The organism is Xylophilus sp. Leaf220 (assembly GCF_001421705.1).
Taxonomy (GTDB): domain Bacteria; phylum Pseudomonadota; class Gammaproteobacteria; order Burkholderiales; family Burkholderiaceae_C; genus Xylophilus.
This window is the reverse complement of the sequence record NZ_LMKO01000026.1, coordinates 38,835-53,840: the sequence shown is the minus strand read 5'-3', so window position 1 is coordinate 53,840 and position 15,006 is coordinate 38,835. Positions and strand designations below refer to the sequence as shown.

The following is a 15,006-nucleotide window of genomic DNA, read 5'->3' as shown; positions in this document are numbered from 1 at the left end:
GCGTAGAGGCCGGCACAGGCGGCCGGCGCAGGGCGGGGCGCGGGCTCTACAGCCCCGCGGCCTGCAGTTCGGCCCGGGTCGGCAGGCCTTCGGAATCGCCCGGCACCTGCACCTGGCGCGCGCCGATCCAGCTGCCGCGGCGCACCGCGTCGGGCACGCTGCGGCCTTCGAGCAGCGCGCTCACCACGCCCACCGCGAAGCCGTCGCCCGCGCCCACCGTGTCCACCACCTTCGCGACCGGGAAGCCCGCCACGTGGCCGGTGCCGGCGTCGGCATCGTCGTAGTAGGCGCCCTCGGCCCCCAGCTTGATCACCACCAGCCGGGCGCCGGCGTCGCGGTAGAAGCGGGCGATGGCGTCGGGCGCGGCATGGCCGGTCAGCAGCTGGCCCTCGGCCAGGCCGGGCAGCACCGCGTGGGCCTTGGCGGCCAGGCGGTTGATCTCGGTGCGCATCGTGTCGGTGGACGACCAGAGCGTCGGCCGCAGGTTGGGATCGAACGAGATGCTGCGGCCGGCCGCACGCGCCACGTCCAGGCTGCGGTGGGCCGCGGCCAGGCTGGTGGCGGAGATGGCGGCGAAGACGCCGGTGGCGTGCAGGTGGCGGGTGGCCTGCAGCCAGGCCGCGTCCACGTCGTCGGGGCCCATCAGGCTGGCGGCCGAGCCCTTGCGGTGGTACTCCACCGGCGGATCGCTGCCGTCGTCGACCCGGCCCTTGAACTGGAAGCCGGTGCGCTGGCCGGCATCGCTTTGCACCTTGCCGCAGTCGACGCCCTCCTTCTGCAGCTCGGCCAGCAGGTAGCGGCCGAGCGAATCGTCGCCCAGCCGGCTGGCCCAGCCCACCCGCAGGCCGAGCCGCGCCAGGCCGACGGCCACGTTGATCTCGGCACCGGCCATGCGGCGGTGGAAGGTCTCGACCCGCTCCAGCGGGCCGGGCTCGCCGGCGATGAACAGCGTCATCGCCTCGCCGAAGACGGCGACGTCGCGGGCGGCGCCGGGCAGCGGCGCGGTGAAGGGGGAATCGGGGGGGGCAGGCGGGTTCATGCGGTCTCTTTCTGCAGCCGGGCGGCGGCGCGCAACAGGTTCACTTCGCGGCGGGTCACGGCCGGCAGGTCGTCGCCGACCAGCGGGTATTCGATGGCCCAGGGCACGTCCACCGGCAGGCCGCGCAGCACCGCGCGCCAGGGCGCGGACGATTCCGCCAGCGGCACCGCCACCCATTGGTCGGGCCGGCGGTGCATGCCCTTGGCGTGCACGTAGCCGACGCGCGTGGCGAAAACGGCGGCGGCCTGCAGCGGGCATTCGCCCAGGGTATGCCAGTTGCCCATGTCGAAGGTCATCGGCAGCGCGAGGCCCGCCCCATCGGCCGCGGCGAAGAAGCGGCGCAGCGCGGCGACGGTGCCGGCGGCGGGCGTCTGGTCGTTCTCGATCACCAGCTCGCACGGGGCGTCGGCCAGTGTGTTCTGCAGGTCGCGCAAGGACGCGGCCGAGCCGGCGCCGAAGCCGCCGATCGACATCTTAAGCCGCGCCGCGCCCAGCTGGTCGGCGATGCCCAGCGCGCGGTGCAGGGCGCCCGCGTCCAGCGTGCCGTCGGCGGCCCACAGGCCTTCGGGGCTGGAGTAGACGCGCACGTTGCCGGTGGCGCGCAGGGCGGCCAGCTCCGACGCGGCGGGCGGCACCGCGAGCAGCTCGCCGCGCACCTCGACCCCGTCGGCACCGGCCGCACGGGAGAGTTCGGCGAAGTAGCGCTGGCCGTGGCGCTTCACCTCGGCGGCGCCGAAGGCGGTGAGGGAGATGAGGATCGGAGGCACGTCGGGCATGGGGGCTCTTGCGAAGGCACCGGGGCACGGGAGGCCGGCGCGAGCGCGGCGCCCTCTACCCCGGCGGGTTCTGTCGGCGGTTCAGGCGTGGTTCGCCGTCAGGATCTGGCCGAGGAAGGTGCGGGTCTTCTCGTGCTGCGGATTCGAGAAGAATTCCTGCGGCGGCGCCTGCTCGACGATGCGGCCCTCGGCCATGAAGATCACCCGGTCGGCCACGCTGCGGGCGAAGCCCATCTCGTGGGTGACGCAGAGCATGGTCATGCCGTCCTCGGCCAGCGACACCATGGTGTCGAGCACTTCCTTGACCATCTCGGGGTCGAGCGCCGAGGTGGGCTCGTCGAACAGCATGATCTTGGGCGACATGCACAGCGCCCGCGCGATCGCGACCCGCTGCTGCTGGCCGCCCGAGAGCTGGCTCGGGTACTTGGCGGCCTGCTCGGGAATGCGCACCCGGGCGAGGTACCGCATCGCCACCTCTTCGGCCTGCGCCTTGGTCATGCCGCGCGAGCGCATCGGTGCCAGGGTGCAGTTCTCGAGGATGGTGAGGTGCGGGAACAGGTTGAACTGCTGGAACACCATGCCCACCTCGGCCCGCACCCGGTCGACGTTCCTGCCGCCGGCCGTCAGCTCGATGCCGTCGACCACGATGCGGCCCTGCTGCACCGTCTCCAGCCGGTTGATGCAGCGGATCAGGGTGGACTTGCCCGAGCCCGACGGCCCGCACACCACGATCCGCTCGCCGGTGCGCACGCTCAGGTCGATGCCGGTCAGCACCTGGAACTGGCCATACCACTTGTTCACGCCGTCCATCCGGATGATCGGGTCGTGCGGTACGGCGGGGGCGGTGGGGGCGACTGGGTCCGTCATGCTCGTGAATCTCGTGTTGGTCAGGCGCCGCGGCCATCAGCCGGGTCCAGGGGTACCGCGGATCCGGCTCCGCCGGTCCGCTGGTACCGCCCCCTGCAAGGGGGTAGGCGCAGCCTGGGGATTTACTTGAACGCCGGCAGATCGGCGCCGAGCCACTTCTGGTAGAGCTTGTTCAGCTCGCCGTCGGCGCTGCGCTTGGCGACGAAATCGTTGACCGTCTTCTCCAGCTCGGCCTGGCCGGGGCGCATCGCGATGCCCATGTTCTGCTGCACCAGGTTGAACTTGTTCTCGAACATGCCGGCCGGTGCGCGCTTGGCGATCTGCGCGGCCACGGTGACCGAGCAGCCGATCGCGTCGACCTGGCCCGACAGCAGCGCCTGCATGGCCGATGCGTCGTCGTCGAAGCGGCGGATCTCGGTGCCCTCGGGCGCGGCCTTGGTCACCGCGATGTCCTGGGTGCTGGCGCGGGCCACGCCGATGCGCTTGCCCTTGAGCGCAGCGGCGTCGGCGATCGCGTCGGACTTCTTGCCGTACAGCACGATGGTGGCGGCCGCGTAGGGCTGCGAGAAGGTCACCTGCTTGGCACGCTCGGGCGTGATCGCCAGCGAGGCGACCAGCAGGTCGACCTTGTTGGTCAGCAGGAACGGGATGCGGTTGGGGCCGGTGACCGGCACGATGTTGGCCTTCACGCCCAGGTCCTTGGCCAGCAGCCTGGCCACGTCGGCGTCGTAGCCGTCGGGCTGGTTCTTGGCGTCGGTGGTGCCGTAGGGCGGGAAGTCGACCAGCATGCCGATCGTCAGCTCGCCCTTCTTCTTGATGTCGGCCAGCGACTGCGCATGGGCCGGTGCCAGGGCGGCGAGCGAGGTGCCCAGCGCCAGGGCTGCGGCGACGACGACGGTGCGGCGGGGGAGGAAGCGGGTCATGGGGTCTCCTGTTGTGGGGAACGGTCGAGAGAGAAGGGAAAGCGGGGGCAGCGGCGGCGTCAGCGCGCGTTGGCCACGGCCAGGCGGCGCTCCATGTGCCCGGCCAGCAGCGAGAGCGGCCAGCACAGCACGAAGTAGATGGCGGCCACAACGCTGAACACGATCAGCGGCTGGAAGGTGGCGTTGTTGATGATCTGGCCGGCGCGGGTGATCTCGGTGAAGCCGATGATCGCGGCGAGCGAGGTGCCCTTGATCACCTGCACCAGGTAGCCGACGGTGGGCGGCACCGCGATCTTCCAGGCCTGGGGCAGCACCACGTCGCGCATCCGCGAGACGTAGGAGAGATTGAGCGCCTCGGCCGCTTCCCACTGGCCGCGCGGAATCGCCTGGATGCAGCCGCGCCAGATCTCGCCCAGGAACGCGGCGGTGTTGAGCGACAGCGCGATGCCGGCGGCGATCCACGGGTTGATGTCCAGCCCGAGGATCGGCGCGCCGAAGAAGATCAGGAAGAGCTGCAGCAGCAGCGGCGTGCCCTGGAACACCTGCACGAATGCGGTGGCCGCGCCGCGCACCCCGGCCACCGGCGAGACGCGCGACAGCGCCACCACCAGCCCGCCGAGGGCGCCGAAGAAGAACGCGATGGCCGAGAGCGCCAGTGTCCACTTGGCGGCCTCCAGGATGAACCAGAACTCGGGCATGCCGAACGTACGCATCGTGGGCCCTCTACTTCCGGTCGGGGTAGTTGAGCGTGGCGTTGAACACCAGCTTGAAGAAGCCCGAGAACGCGAGCGACAGCAGCAGGTAGATGCCGGCCACCACGATGTAGATCTCGAAGCTGCGGAAGGTCTGCGACTGCAGGTTGGCCGCGACCGAGGTCAGGTCGTCGGCCGAGATCACCGACACCACGGCCGAGCTGAGCATCAGCAGAATGAACTGGCTGGTGAGCGCCGGGTAGATCGCCCGCAGCGCCGGCGTGATGACGACGAAGCGGAAGATCTCCCAGCGCTTCAGGTTGAGCGCCAGGCCCGCCTCGATCTGGCCCTTGGGGATCGACTCGATGCCGGCCCGGATGATCTCGGCGGCATAGGCGCCCAGGTTGACCACCATCGCCGTCAGCGCCGCGGTGTAGGGCGTCCAGCGCAGGCCGAGCGCCGGCAGCGCGAAGAAGAAGAAGAACAGCTGCACCAGGAAGGGCGTGTTGCGGATCAGTTCGATGTAGACGTTGATCGCCCAGCGCAGCGGCTTCGGCCCCGAGGTCTTGCCCCAGGCGCAGAGCACCGCCACGCACAGACCCAGCGCCATCGCCAGGAAGGACAGCTGGAGCGTGGTCCACGTGCCTCGGAGCAGCAGCGGCCACGCGGCGAAGACATCGCCGAATTGAAACGTGTAGTTCACGGAACGGAGGGGGTTCGCAGGGAAACCGGGCCTTGCGGCCGGTGTCTGAAACCGGTTTCAGTTTAGCGACGCAGCGTGCGGCGCGAACTCGGGAAATACCCTAGTCGGCTGCGCGCGGTGGAAGCACGGCGGCGCCCGGCACCACCGACGAGGCCCGCGGCACCAGCCGGCCCGGCAGCAGGATCTCGCGCGGCGCATGGGTGGCGCCACGCAGCCGCTCCAGCAGGCACTCGACCGCAGCACGGCCCAGCGCATCGGTCGGCTGGGCGACGGTGCTCAGGCCCGGGCCCACCAGCGGCGCCCATTCGGTCTCGTCGAAACCGACGAAGCCCAGCTCCCGGCCGAACTGCCAGCCGAGCCGCATCGCGGCGGCCGCCACGCGCAGCGTGGCGACGGCGTTGGCGCTCAGCACCGCGGCGGGCCTGCCGGTGGCCCCGGCCTCGGCATGCAGGCGGCGCAGGGCGTCGTCGAGCGCCGCGTCGTCGCCTTCGGCATGCTCCAGCACGGTGGCGGCGGTGCCGGTCTCGGCCGAGAAGGCGCGGAAGGCGGCGGCCCGCTCGTGCCGGGAACTGACGTCCTCGATCGGTTCGGTCACGAAGAGCTGGTGGTGGTAGCCGGCGCCGTGCAGGTGCGCGGCCGCCATCCGGGTGGCCGCGGCGTTGTCGAGCGAGACGAAGTCGGCCGCCAGCGTGTCGTTGCGCCGGTCGACCAGCACCATCGGCCGGGCGCTGCGGGCGGCCTCGGCCATCGCGGCGGCGTCGTCGCCCACCCGGTTGAGGATGAAGCCCTCGACCTGGTAGGCGGCCAGCGCCTCGATGGCCTGGCGCTCGCGCCCGCCCTCGTTGCCCAGGTTGAACAGCATCAGCAGGTAGCCGGCCTCCTGGCAGGCTTTCTCGGCGCCGCGCAGCACCGCCACCGAATACGGGTTGGTGATGTCGGCCACCACCAGGCCGATCAGCCGCGAGCGGCCGCGCTTCAGGGCCTGCGCCATCGGGCTGGGCGAGTAGCCGAGCGCGGTGACCGCCACCTGCACCCGCGCCGCGATGTCGGGCGTCAGCAGCGTCTCGCGGTGGTTGAGGAAGCGCGACACCGTGGCCTTCGACACGCCCGCGGACCGCGCCACGTCGTCGATCGTGGCGCGGGCCGGGGCGGTGCGGCCGGTCGGGGAAGGCGGTGGGGTCGTCGGCATCGGAAACCAGTTTCAGGGTGGCGACGATGGTACCCGCGCAGGCCTGCTGCGCCCGCCGCGCCGCCGCCGGGTACCTGTATGAAAGTACAGGTCTTTCGCCCCCCGCTACCCTTGCCGCCCATGTCCGCGCTGCCCCTCGCCGAACCCCTGCCCCTGGCCGACGTCCTGGAGACGGCCGCGCCGCCGGCGCCGGTGCTGGGCCGGACCCACGCCCGGCGGCTGCGCGAGATCTACCGCTCGGCCGGCTGGCCGTGCCAGGACCTGGTCGAGGTGGAGCTGCTGGCCTTCGGCCTGGTGGAGCGGGTGGCCTCGTCCGCCGGCGAGACGCTGCGGGTGACCGATGCCGGCATCGCCGCGATCGCGCAGAGCCTGCAGCGCAACCGGGCCTGCCTGTCGCAGCACGAGGCGCTGGTGGAGGCGGTGGCGCGCGAGATGCAGCGCGCCGGCCGCATCGCCTGGCGCGGGCTGTCGCTGCGGGCCCAGGTGCAGCGCGATCCTGTGCCCGGCGCGGACCCGGTGGAGCCCGGGGCCGACGCGATGGCCGCGCCGGCGCCGGCTGACCTGCGCTGGTGCATCGCCAAACCCGATGTCTTCTCGATCCGCAACACGACCGTCGAGGCCTACGCCCTGCCGGTGGTGCACGAGGTGAAGGTCCGCCGCGCCGACCTGCTGGGCGACCTGCGCAAGCCCGCCAAGCGCGCCGCCTACCTGCACATGGCCAGCGAATGCTGGTACGTGCTGGGCAACGACGCCCGGGGCCGGCCGATCGCCGCGGCCAACGAGATCCCGCTGGAGTGCGGCGTGATGGTGCTCGAAGGCACCCGCCTCTGCGTGGCGCGGCCCGCACCGCGCCGCGCCGCCCTGGTGCCCTTCGCGGTGTGGATGACCCTGGCCAAGGCCACGCCGGTGCCCTGGCTCGACGAGGGCGTGCAGCAGATGCTGGGCGAGTGCGGCGCACCGGACGACGGCGGTGCCCCGGCGGGGGGCTGCCTGAACGTGGTGGAGCCGTAACGGACGGTACGACAGGGGCGGCGAGAGCTACCGGCCGGTCCATGGGCAATTGGTCGATTTGTCGATTGACCGTTTGCTACATATTTAATAGCACGAGGTCGGCATACCGTGCGGGCCCTGGCTATTTTCGGCTTGAAACCGACCCGGTGCCCGGATCGGAGGCCGGGGTGTAGGAAGCCGCAGCCACCATCTACGCGGCAGCGTCCGACGGTGGGCGCTGGCGCCGGCGGCCATGCTGCGGCAGCTTCGCCCACAAGAACACCCGCCCCACCATGACAACCCCCCGCACCGGACAGGCACCGCCCCACCTCGACCGCGCTGCCTTCGGGCAGCGTTTCCGCTTGCGCTACTACGACCCCGCCTACCGGGCCGAGGACGCGGCGATCGCCCGGCTGGAGGCGATCGCATGGGAAGCGTACGACGAGGGCCGCAAGGCGCCGGTCACCGAGAAGGCCGGTGCCGGCTTCGCCGACCCCGACTACGACATGTCGGTCGAGTGGATGGACACCCACCGCCGGCTGGAAGCCGCCCAGGCGCGCTGGAAGGAGCCGGCCACCCGCTCCCGCGTCCTGCTGATCAACGGCAGCGCCCGTAACGACGGCACCTGCCCGGGCGAGATTTCGAAGACCTGGCGCTTCAACCAGATGGCCCGCAAGGTCGTGGAAGACGCCGGCATGGAGGCCGACCTGCTCGACCTGAGCCTCGTCACCTCCGAATACGGCCGCACCATCCACCCGTGCAAGGGCTGCGTCTCGACCGCGATGCCGCTGTGCCACTGGCCCTGCAGCTGCTACCCCAACCATTCGCTCGACCAGGCCGACGACTGGATGGCCGAGATCTACGAGCGCTGGGTCTCGGCCCACGGCATCGTGATCATGGCGCCCACCTACTGGAACCAGTCGCCCAGCCCGCTCAAGCTGATGATCGACCGCCTGGTCTGCGCCGACGGCGGCAACCCCGACCCGAGCAGCACCCACGGCAAGAAGGCGCAGGAGGCCAAGGACATCGAGCAGAAGGGCTGGGATTTCCCGAAGCATGTGGCCGGCCGCGCCTACGGGGTGGTGGTGCACGGGGACGTGTCGGGCATCGAATCGCACCGCCGCAACCTGACCGACTGGCTCGACTGGATGGGCCTAGTGCCTGCCGGCCACTGGTCGCAGATCGACCGCTACATCGGCTACTACGCGCCCTACTACGACAGCCACGAGACGCTCGACCGCGACACGCCGATGCAGGACGAGGTCTCCAACGTCGCCCGCGCGGTGGTGCAGGCCGTGCGCCAGCTGCGCGCCGGCGAACTCCGCCAGCCCGACCACGCCATCCGCCCGCCGCGCCCGAAGTGACGCGGCTCCTCCACCCCTGAAAGGAAATCCATGATCGAGAAGAACGCACGCGTCCATTGGGAAGGCCCCGGCAAGAAGGGCCAGGGACAGATCACCACCGAGACCGGTGCGCTGAAGGCCTATCCGTACGGCTTCGGCACCCGGTTCGAGGACGACCGCACCGGCACCAATCCCGAGGAGATCGTCGGCGCGGCCCATGCGGCCTGCTTCACCATGGCCTTCGCACTGGCCGCCGAGAAGGCCGGTTTCCCGACGAAGGACGTGGACACCAATGCGGTGGTGCGCCTGGCCAAGGACGGCGACGGCTTCAAGATCGACCGGATCGCGCTGACGCTGGACGCCTCGGTGCCGGGCATCGACGACGCCCGCTTCCAGGAACTGGCGGAAACCGCCAAGCGCGGCTGCCCGCTGTCGAAGGCGCTGGCCGGCGTGCCCGAGATCACGCTGACCGCCACGCTACGGCCCTGATCGCACCCGCTTTCCAGACTCCCCGCGGCCGGCAACGCCGGCCGTCGTCCCCATCGTTTTCGAGGTAGCCCCATGACATCCATCGTTTCCTGCATCGCCCGCGCCGCCGGCATCGCCCTGCTCTCCAGCACCGTCTGGCTGGGTGCCGCCCAGGCGCAAACCCCTACCGCACCGGTCGAAGCCGGCTGCACCCCGGCCGGTGCCCAGAGCGACCCGGCCGCCTGCCGCCGCGAAGGCGGCGCCGCTAAGCAGGAAGCCGCCCGCGGTGGCCTGACCTCGCCGAGCACGCCGGAACAAGGCCGCAACGGCACCGACCGCTGCGGCAGCCTGCCCGCCGGCGAGCGTGCCGACTGCATGAAGCGCATGGGCGCCTCGAGCGCCCCCGGCACCACGACCAGCAGCGGCAGCGTGGGCAGCGGCGGCATCATCCGCGAGACGGTGACGCCGGTCCCCGCCAAGTAACTTCGCGGGTCTTGCAGCGCGGCCCGCGTCAGCCGCGCTGGAAGCGGAACACCGCCGTGCCCGCCAGCAGGTTGGGCAGCCAACGTACCTCGCGCCCGTCCTGCAGCCCGAATCCGTCGAGGATCTGCAGGGCGTTCTTGCGCGCCAGCACCTCGAAATCCTTGAAGGTACCGACCCGGATGTTCGGCGTGTCGTACCACTCGTAGGGCAGCCGCCGCGTCACCGGCATCCGGCCACGCGCCACGCTGACCCGGTTGGGCCAGTGCGCGAAGTTGGGAAACGCGACGATGCCCATGCGGCCCACCCGCGCGGTCTCGCGCAGCATCGTCTCGGTGTTGTGCAGGTGCTGCAGGGTGTCGAGCTGCAGCACCACGTCGAAGGCCTGGTCGTCGAACAGGTCCAGGCCCGCGCCCAGGTCGCGCTGGATCACGTTGACGCCGCGCTGCACGCAGGCCAGCACGTTGGCGTCGTCGATCTCGATGCCGTAGCCGGTGCAGCCGCGCTCCCGCTGGAGCAGGTCGAGCATGGTGCCGTCGCCGCAGCCCAGGTCGAGCACCCGGGCGCCCTGCGGCACCAGCCGGGCGATGCGTTGCTTGGTGGCCAGGTCGCTCATGCTGCCGCTCCTTCCACTGGCGGCGGTGGCGCCACTGCCGCGGCTGGCGCGGTTGCCGGCTCGCGTGCGATGCGGTCGAAGTAGGAGCGCACCAGCGCCAGGTAGCGCGGGTCTTCCAGCAGGAACGCGTCGTGACCGTGCGGCGCGTCGATCTCGGCGTAGCTCACGTCGTGCCCGTTGTCGAGCAGCGCGCGGACGATCTCGCGGCTGCGGGCCGGGGAGAAGCGCCAGTCGGTGGTGAAGCTGGCGATCAGGAAGCGGCACTGCGCGCGCGCCAGCGCCTCGGCGAGCCGGCCGCCGTGGTCGCGCGCCGGGTCGAAGTAGTCGAGCGCGCGGGTGATCAGCAGGTAGGTGTTGGCGTCGAAGTAGTCGCTGAACTTGTCGGCCTGGTGCCGCAGGTAGCTCTCGATCTGGAACTCGACGTCCTGCGTGGTGTAGCGGTAGGCGGCGGGGGCCGCGGCGTCGCCGCCCGGGCCCGCACCCTCGACCGTGTCTTCCACTGCGCGGCGCAGCTGGCGGCCGAACTTCTCGTTCATCACGTCGTCGCTGAGGTAGGTGATGTGGCCCACCATCCGGGCGATGCGCAGGCCGCGCTTGGGCACGGTGGCGTGCTCGTAGAAGTTGCCGCCGTGGAAGTCCGGGTCGGTCACGATCGCGCGGCGCGCCACCTCGTTGAAGGCGATGTTCTCGGCGTTGAGGTTGGGCGCGCTGGCGATCACCACCGCATGGCGCAGCCGCTCGGGGTGCTGCATCGTCCAGGAGAGCGCCTGCATGCCGCCGAGGCTGCCGCCCATCACCGCGGCCAGGGTGCGGATGCCCAGCGCGTCGAGCAGCCGGGCCTGCGCGTTCACCCAGTCCTCCACCGTCACCACCGGAAAGTCGGCGCCCCAGATGCGGCCGGTGGCGGGGTTGGCGTCGGCCGGCCCGGTGGAGCCGAAGCAGGAGCCGAGGTTGTTGATGCCGATGACGAAGAAACGGTCGGTGTCGACCGGCTTGCCGGGCCCCACCATGTTGTCCCACCAGCCTTCGGACCGGGGCTGGCCGGCGTAGCTGCCCGCCACATGGTGCGAGGCGTTGAGCGCGTGGCAGATCAGCACCGCGTTGGAACGCGCGGCATCGAGCGTGCCGTAGGTCTCGTAGGCGAGGGTGTAGTCGGCGATCGCCGCGCCGCTCTGCAGCGGCAGCGGTTCGGCGAAGTGCATCGACTGGGGCGTGGCAATGAACGACATGGAAAAGCCCGGCATCGCTGAAAACGAGGCCGGGCTTCTGGACGTGGGGTGCAGCGCGTCGGTCCGTCTTTAGCAGGATTTATAGAGCGCCCGCAAGCTGGAGCAAATCGGCGCGGGGCCAGTATAGCAACCGGCCCGTTCGCGTGGCGGTGCGGCCTCAGGCCAGCAGCACCGTCGCCTGGGCGGGATCGGGGTTTTCGGATGGCGGCGTGCCGTCCTCGTTGACCTGGATGATCATGCGGGTCATCTGCACCGGGCCGAAGATCGTGGCGAATGCGGTGTCCTTCGCGTCGCGGCCCGAGCTGACCCGCACGATGCGGTCGACCTGCGCCATGTCGGTCGGGTCGAACAGCACCCAGCGGTTGCCGATGAAGGCCTCGAACACCGCATGGAAATCCTGCGGCGGATCGGCGAAGCGCACATAGCCCACCACCAGCCGCGCAGGAATGTTGAGCGCGCGGCAGAAGGTGATCGCCAGGTGGGCGAAATCGCGGCACACCCCGGCGCGCTGCAGGTACACGTCCTGCGCGCTGGTGGTGGAAGTGCTCACGCCCAACTGATAGGCGATGTTGGCGCGGATCCATTCGCAGATGTGCTGCACCCGCTGGTATCCCTGCGGCACCTGGCCGAACAGGTGCTGGGCGGCGCGGCTCATGACGTCCGACTGGCAGTAGCGGCTGGGCATCAGGTAGTGCAGCACCTCGTGCGGCAGCGCCGACACGGCGGCCTCCGGCAGCGTGGGATCGACCGGCTCGCGGATGCGCTCGATGCGCGCGTCGTAGCGCACGTTGAGCCTGCCGCCGTCGGCATCGCAACGGAAGAAGCGGTTGCCGCTGCCCGGGTCCTCGAAGGAACGCAGACCGATGTCGGGCGTCACGACCAGGGACTCTTCCAGGATGCGGTGGTCGCCGCTGCGGGCCGCCTGGATGTTGAAGAGGAAATGCGAGTTGCCGCCGACCACGTATTCCAGGTCGCAGCGCAATGCAGTGATGGGGTTCACGATCGAGACCGCGAAACGCGGCGGATGAGAAAGGAGCGAGGGTCGCGCGAGGCGCCGGTTGAGAAAAGCTGCAGACGCGGCGCTCAGTAGGCAGATGGGCTGGTACGGTGAGAGGGCACCGGCTTCAGATGCCGGACCACCGAAGAGGCCATCTGCGCGACGGCGTCCGTCGCGCGCTCGCTGCGCTTGCGAGCGGGCGGAACACCGCCGTCCCACCAGCTATGGGCAGTCGTGCTGAGCACCTTGGCGGCATGCCACAGCGGGGTGTACATGCCGACCACCACCGTAGCGGAACCGCTCCCGGCAGTTGCCGGGAGCGGCAGCCGCAGAACGTTGGAAGCGGTCACTTCAGTACCTTGCGCGCGGCACCCACGCCGAGGGCCGCCAGGACCACGAACACGATCGCGATCACCAGGAACAGACCGAACAGGATCTTGGCGATGCCGGCAGAGCCCGCAGCGACGCCGGTGAAGCCGAGTGCGCCTGCGACCAGGGAGATCAGCGCGAAGATGATGGCGTATTTGAGCATTTTGTATTCCTTTGCAACCAGATGAGGACACCCCCGCGGCAGGGCGACCGCCCTGCCGAATGCCCTGATTGGCAATAGCGTGATCGTATGGGTGCCCCCCGGGCCCCCAGGTCGGGCGCTCCCTTTTCGGGCTGTAGGACGCAATCCAGGCCCCGGCGCAGGGCCGATCGGCACCCAGCGGGAAATGCGGGAAATCGCTAGCATGGCGGTCGCCGGGGTGCGGGCACACCGCCCTGCACCCCCAGCCCCAACAGAGGACCGCACCTTCATGAAGCTCTACTACAGCCCCGGCGCCTGCTCGCTGTCCCCCCACATCGCCCTGCACGAAGCGGGCCTGGCCTTCGAGGCGGTGGCCGCGCCCACCAAGACCCACCAGCTGCCCGACGGCAGCGACTACTACGCGATCAACCCGCTGGGCTACGTGCCGCTGCTCGAACTCGACGACGGAACCCGCCTGCGCGAAGGCCCGGTGATCGTGCAGTACATCGCCGACCAGGTGCCCACCAAGAACCTGGCGCCCGCCAACGGCACGCTGGCCCGCTACCGCCTGCAGGAATGGCTGAACTTCATCGGCACCGAGCTGCACAAGAGCTTCGGCCCGCTGTTCAACCAGGCCACCCCTGCCGATGCCAAGGCCGCCGCGGTGGAGAAGATCGGCAAGCGCCTGGCCTTCGTCGACGGCGAACTCGACGGCAAGGACTACCTGGCGGGCGACCACTTCTCGGTGGCCGACGGCTACCTTTTCACCGTGGTGAACTGGGCCGGCAAGGTCGGAATCGACCTGTCGAAAGTGCCCAACGTGCAAGCCCACCACGCCCGCGTCGGTGCCCGCCCCGCGGTGCAGACCGCTATGAAGGCCGAAGGCCTGCTGGCGTAGAACCTCCGGCACCGCCGCGCCGGCCACGCGCACACGTAGCACAGGGTGCGGTGCGCCGTCTCCGGCAAGGATTAGCCCGGCCGGCTACGCTGGCCCGGCACGCGCGCCATCGCGCACTGCGCGGCAGGCCGCTCCATGCGACGCCTGCCGACCGACCCCTCAAGCACCAGGAACCCGAATGTCGTCACTCTTCGAAAGCACCAAGGCCGGCCGCCTGGACCTCGCCAACCGCATCGTCATGGCGCCGCTGACCCGCAACCGCTCGCCGAACGCGATCCCGCGCGACATCACCGCCACCTACTACGCGCAGCGCGCCACCGCCGGCCTGCTGATCACCGAGGCCACCGCCATCAGCCACCAGGCGCAAGGCTATGCCGACGTTCCGGGCCTCTACGGCACCGAGCAGCTCGACGGCTGGAAGAAGGTCACCCAGGCGGTGCACGACAAGGGCGGCAAGATCGTGGTGCAGCTCTGGCACGTGGGCCGCGTCTCGCACGTCGACCTGCAGCCCGACCACCAGGCACCGGTGGCCCCGTCGGCCATCGCCGCCAAGACCAAAACCTATCTGGTCGACAAGGACGGCAAGGGCTCCTTCGCCGAGACCTCCACGCCGCGCGCGCTGGACGCCGGCGAGATCCCGTCGATCGTGAAGACCTTCCGCGCCGCAGCGCGCAACGCGGTGGAGACGGCCGGCTTCGACGGCGTGGAAATCCACGGCGCCAACGGCTATCTGCTCGACCAGTTCCTCAAGACCGGCTCCAACAAGCGTACCGACGACTACGGCGGCAGCATCGAGAACCGCGCCCGCCTGCTGCTCGAGATCGCACGCGGCATCGCGGACGACATCGGCGGCGACCGGGTCGGCATCCGCCTGTCGCCCGTCACCCCGGCCAACGACGTCACCGACGACGCGCCGCAGCCGCTGTTCGAGTACGTGCTGCGCGAGCTGGCGCCGCTGAACCTGGCCTATATCCACGTCATCGAAGGCGCCACCGGCGGCCCGCGCGACGTGGACGGCCGCCCGTTCGACTACGCCGCCGCCAAGGCGGCCTACCGCGACGCAGGCGGCAAGGGCGCCTGGATGGTCAACAACGGCTACGACAAGGCCCTGGCCGAGAAGGCCGTGGCCGGTGGCGCCGATCTGGTCGCCTTCGGACGCCCCTACATCGCCAACCCCGACCTGGTACGCCGCCTGAAGGAAGACGCGCCGCTCAACACGCCCGACAAGAACACCTTCTACGGCGGCGGCGAGCACGGCTACACCGACTATCCGACGCTGGACTGA

18 protein-coding genes are annotated in these 15,006 nt (G+C 70.5%); 6 read left to right on the top strand and 12 right to left on the bottom strand.

All coding sequences use genetic code 11. The features are described 5' to 3' along the window. Positions 1–46 precede the first annotated feature (46 nt). From ASE76_RS17525 to ASE76_RS17495, 7 genes are all read right to left on the bottom strand, one after another. Entirely contained in the window at positions 47–1,039 is a 993-nt protein-coding gene (locus tag ASE76_RS17525) for a sugar kinase (RefSeq protein ID WP_055842585.1), read from the bottom strand. Beyond that, positions 1,036–1,815 (bottom strand): sugar phosphate isomerase/epimerase, encoded by a 780-nt coding sequence (locus ASE76_RS17520; protein WP_055842581.1) that lies wholly within the window; start codon positions 1,813–1,815, stop codon positions 1,036–1,038. Before ASE76_RS17520 ends, ASE76_RS17525 begins: the two co-directional genes overlap by 4 nt. 81 nt (positions 1,816–1,896) lie before the next feature. Further along, positions 1,897–2,682 carry an amino acid ABC transporter ATP-binding protein gene (locus ASE76_RS17515; RefSeq protein ID WP_055842578.1) on the bottom strand — a complete coding sequence of 262 codons (786 nt, stop codon included), beginning with the start codon at positions 2,680–2,682 and terminating at the stop codon, positions 1,897–1,899. 122 nt (positions 2,683–2,804) lie between these two features. Further along, the gene (locus tag ASE76_RS17510) at positions 2,805–3,605 is read right to left on the bottom strand and encodes a transporter substrate-binding domain-containing protein (RefSeq protein WP_055842576.1); all 801 of its coding nucleotides are present in this window, start codon (positions 3,603–3,605) and stop codon (positions 2,805–2,807) included. 59 nt (positions 3,606–3,664) lie between these two features. Beyond that, on the bottom strand, positions 3,665–4,318 hold the full coding sequence (locus ASE76_RS17505) for an amino acid ABC transporter permease (RefSeq protein WP_055842574.1): 654 nt from the start codon (positions 4,316–4,318) through the stop codon (positions 3,665–3,667). A 10-nt stretch (positions 4,319–4,328) separates the two neighbouring features. Beyond that, positions 4,329–5,000, bottom strand: coding sequence for an amino acid ABC transporter permease (locus ASE76_RS17500; RefSeq protein WP_055842567.1), 672 nt, complete (start codon positions 4,998–5,000; stop codon positions 4,329–4,331). 100 nt (positions 5,001–5,100) lie between these two features. Next, positions 5,101–6,189, bottom strand: a complete 1,089-nt coding sequence (locus ASE76_RS17495) for a LacI family DNA-binding transcriptional regulator (RefSeq protein ID WP_055842565.1) — start codon at positions 6,187–6,189, stop codon at positions 5,101–5,103. A 120-nt stretch (positions 6,190–6,309) separates the two neighbouring features. Here ASE76_RS17495 and ASE76_RS17490 point away from each other — a divergent pair, with 120 nt between their 5' ends. The 4 genes from ASE76_RS17490 to ASE76_RS17475 all read left to right on the top strand — a co-directional run bounded on the left by ASE76_RS17490 (position 6,310) and on the right by ASE76_RS17475 (position 9,473). Continuing rightward, positions 6,310–7,200 (top strand): hypothetical protein, encoded by an 891-nt coding sequence (locus ASE76_RS17490; RefSeq protein ID WP_055842562.1) that lies wholly within the window; start codon positions 6,310–6,312, stop codon positions 7,198–7,200. Between the two features lie 272 nt (positions 7,201–7,472). After that, complete coding sequence (locus tag ASE76_RS17485) at positions 7,473–8,543, top strand: flavodoxin family protein (RefSeq protein WP_055842559.1); 1,071 nt, start codon at positions 7,473–7,475, stop codon at positions 8,541–8,543. 30 nt (positions 8,544–8,573) lie between these two features. Continuing rightward, positions 8,574–9,011: an OsmC family protein gene (locus ASE76_RS17480; RefSeq protein ID WP_055842556.1), complete on the top strand. Its 438-nt coding sequence runs from the start codon at positions 8,574–8,576 to the stop codon at positions 9,009–9,011. A 72-nt stretch (positions 9,012–9,083) separates the two neighbouring features. Further along, complete coding sequence (locus tag ASE76_RS17475; RefSeq protein ID WP_055842552.1) at positions 9,084–9,473, top strand: hypothetical protein; 390 nt, start codon at positions 9,084–9,086, stop codon at positions 9,471–9,473. 28 nt (positions 9,474–9,501) lie between these two features. Here ASE76_RS17475 and metW read toward each other — a convergent pair whose 3' ends face one another. The 5 genes from metW to ASE76_RS17455 all read right to left on the bottom strand — a co-directional run bounded on the left by metW (position 9,502) and on the right by ASE76_RS17455 (position 12,844). Continuing rightward, positions 9,502–10,086 carry a methionine biosynthesis protein MetW gene (gene metW, locus ASE76_RS17470; protein WP_055842549.1) on the bottom strand — a complete coding sequence of 195 codons (585 nt, stop codon included), beginning with the start codon at positions 10,084–10,086 and terminating at the stop codon, positions 9,502–9,504. Then, positions 10,083–11,330 carry a homoserine O-acetyltransferase gene (locus ASE76_RS17465; RefSeq protein ID WP_369793415.1) on the bottom strand — a complete coding sequence of 416 codons (1,248 nt, stop codon included), beginning with the start codon at positions 11,328–11,330 and terminating at the stop codon, positions 10,083–10,085. The genes metW and ASE76_RS17465 overlap by 4 nt, the downstream gene beginning before the upstream one ends. Before the next feature lie 142 nt (positions 11,331–11,472). Next, positions 11,473–12,315 carry a transglutaminase family protein gene (locus ASE76_RS17460; RefSeq protein WP_236698512.1) on the bottom strand — a complete coding sequence of 281 codons (843 nt, stop codon included), beginning with the start codon at positions 12,313–12,315 and terminating at the stop codon, positions 11,473–11,475. 83 nt (positions 12,316–12,398) lie between these two features. Beyond that, a complete protein-coding gene (locus tag ASE76_RS20725; RefSeq protein ID WP_156362865.1) occupies positions 12,399–12,662 on the bottom strand; it encodes a hypothetical protein in 264 nt (87 codons plus the stop codon). Beyond that, the gene (locus ASE76_RS17455) at positions 12,659–12,844 is read right to left on the bottom strand and encodes a DUF1328 domain-containing protein (protein WP_055842546.1); all 186 of its coding nucleotides are present in this window, start codon (positions 12,842–12,844) and stop codon (positions 12,659–12,661) included. The genes ASE76_RS20725 and ASE76_RS17455 overlap by 4 nt, the downstream gene beginning before the upstream one ends. 268 nt (positions 12,845–13,112) lie before the next feature. Between ASE76_RS17455 and gstA the strand changes: the two genes are divergently transcribed. After that, positions 13,113–13,721 carry a glutathione transferase GstA gene (gene gstA, locus ASE76_RS17450; protein WP_055842541.1) on the top strand — a complete coding sequence of 203 codons (609 nt, stop codon included), beginning with the start codon at positions 13,113–13,115 and terminating at the stop codon, positions 13,719–13,721. 178 nt (positions 13,722–13,899) lie between these two features. Further along, complete coding sequence (locus tag ASE76_RS17445; protein ID WP_055842538.1) at positions 13,900–15,006, top strand: alkene reductase; 1,107 nt, start codon at positions 13,900–13,902, stop codon at positions 15,004–15,006.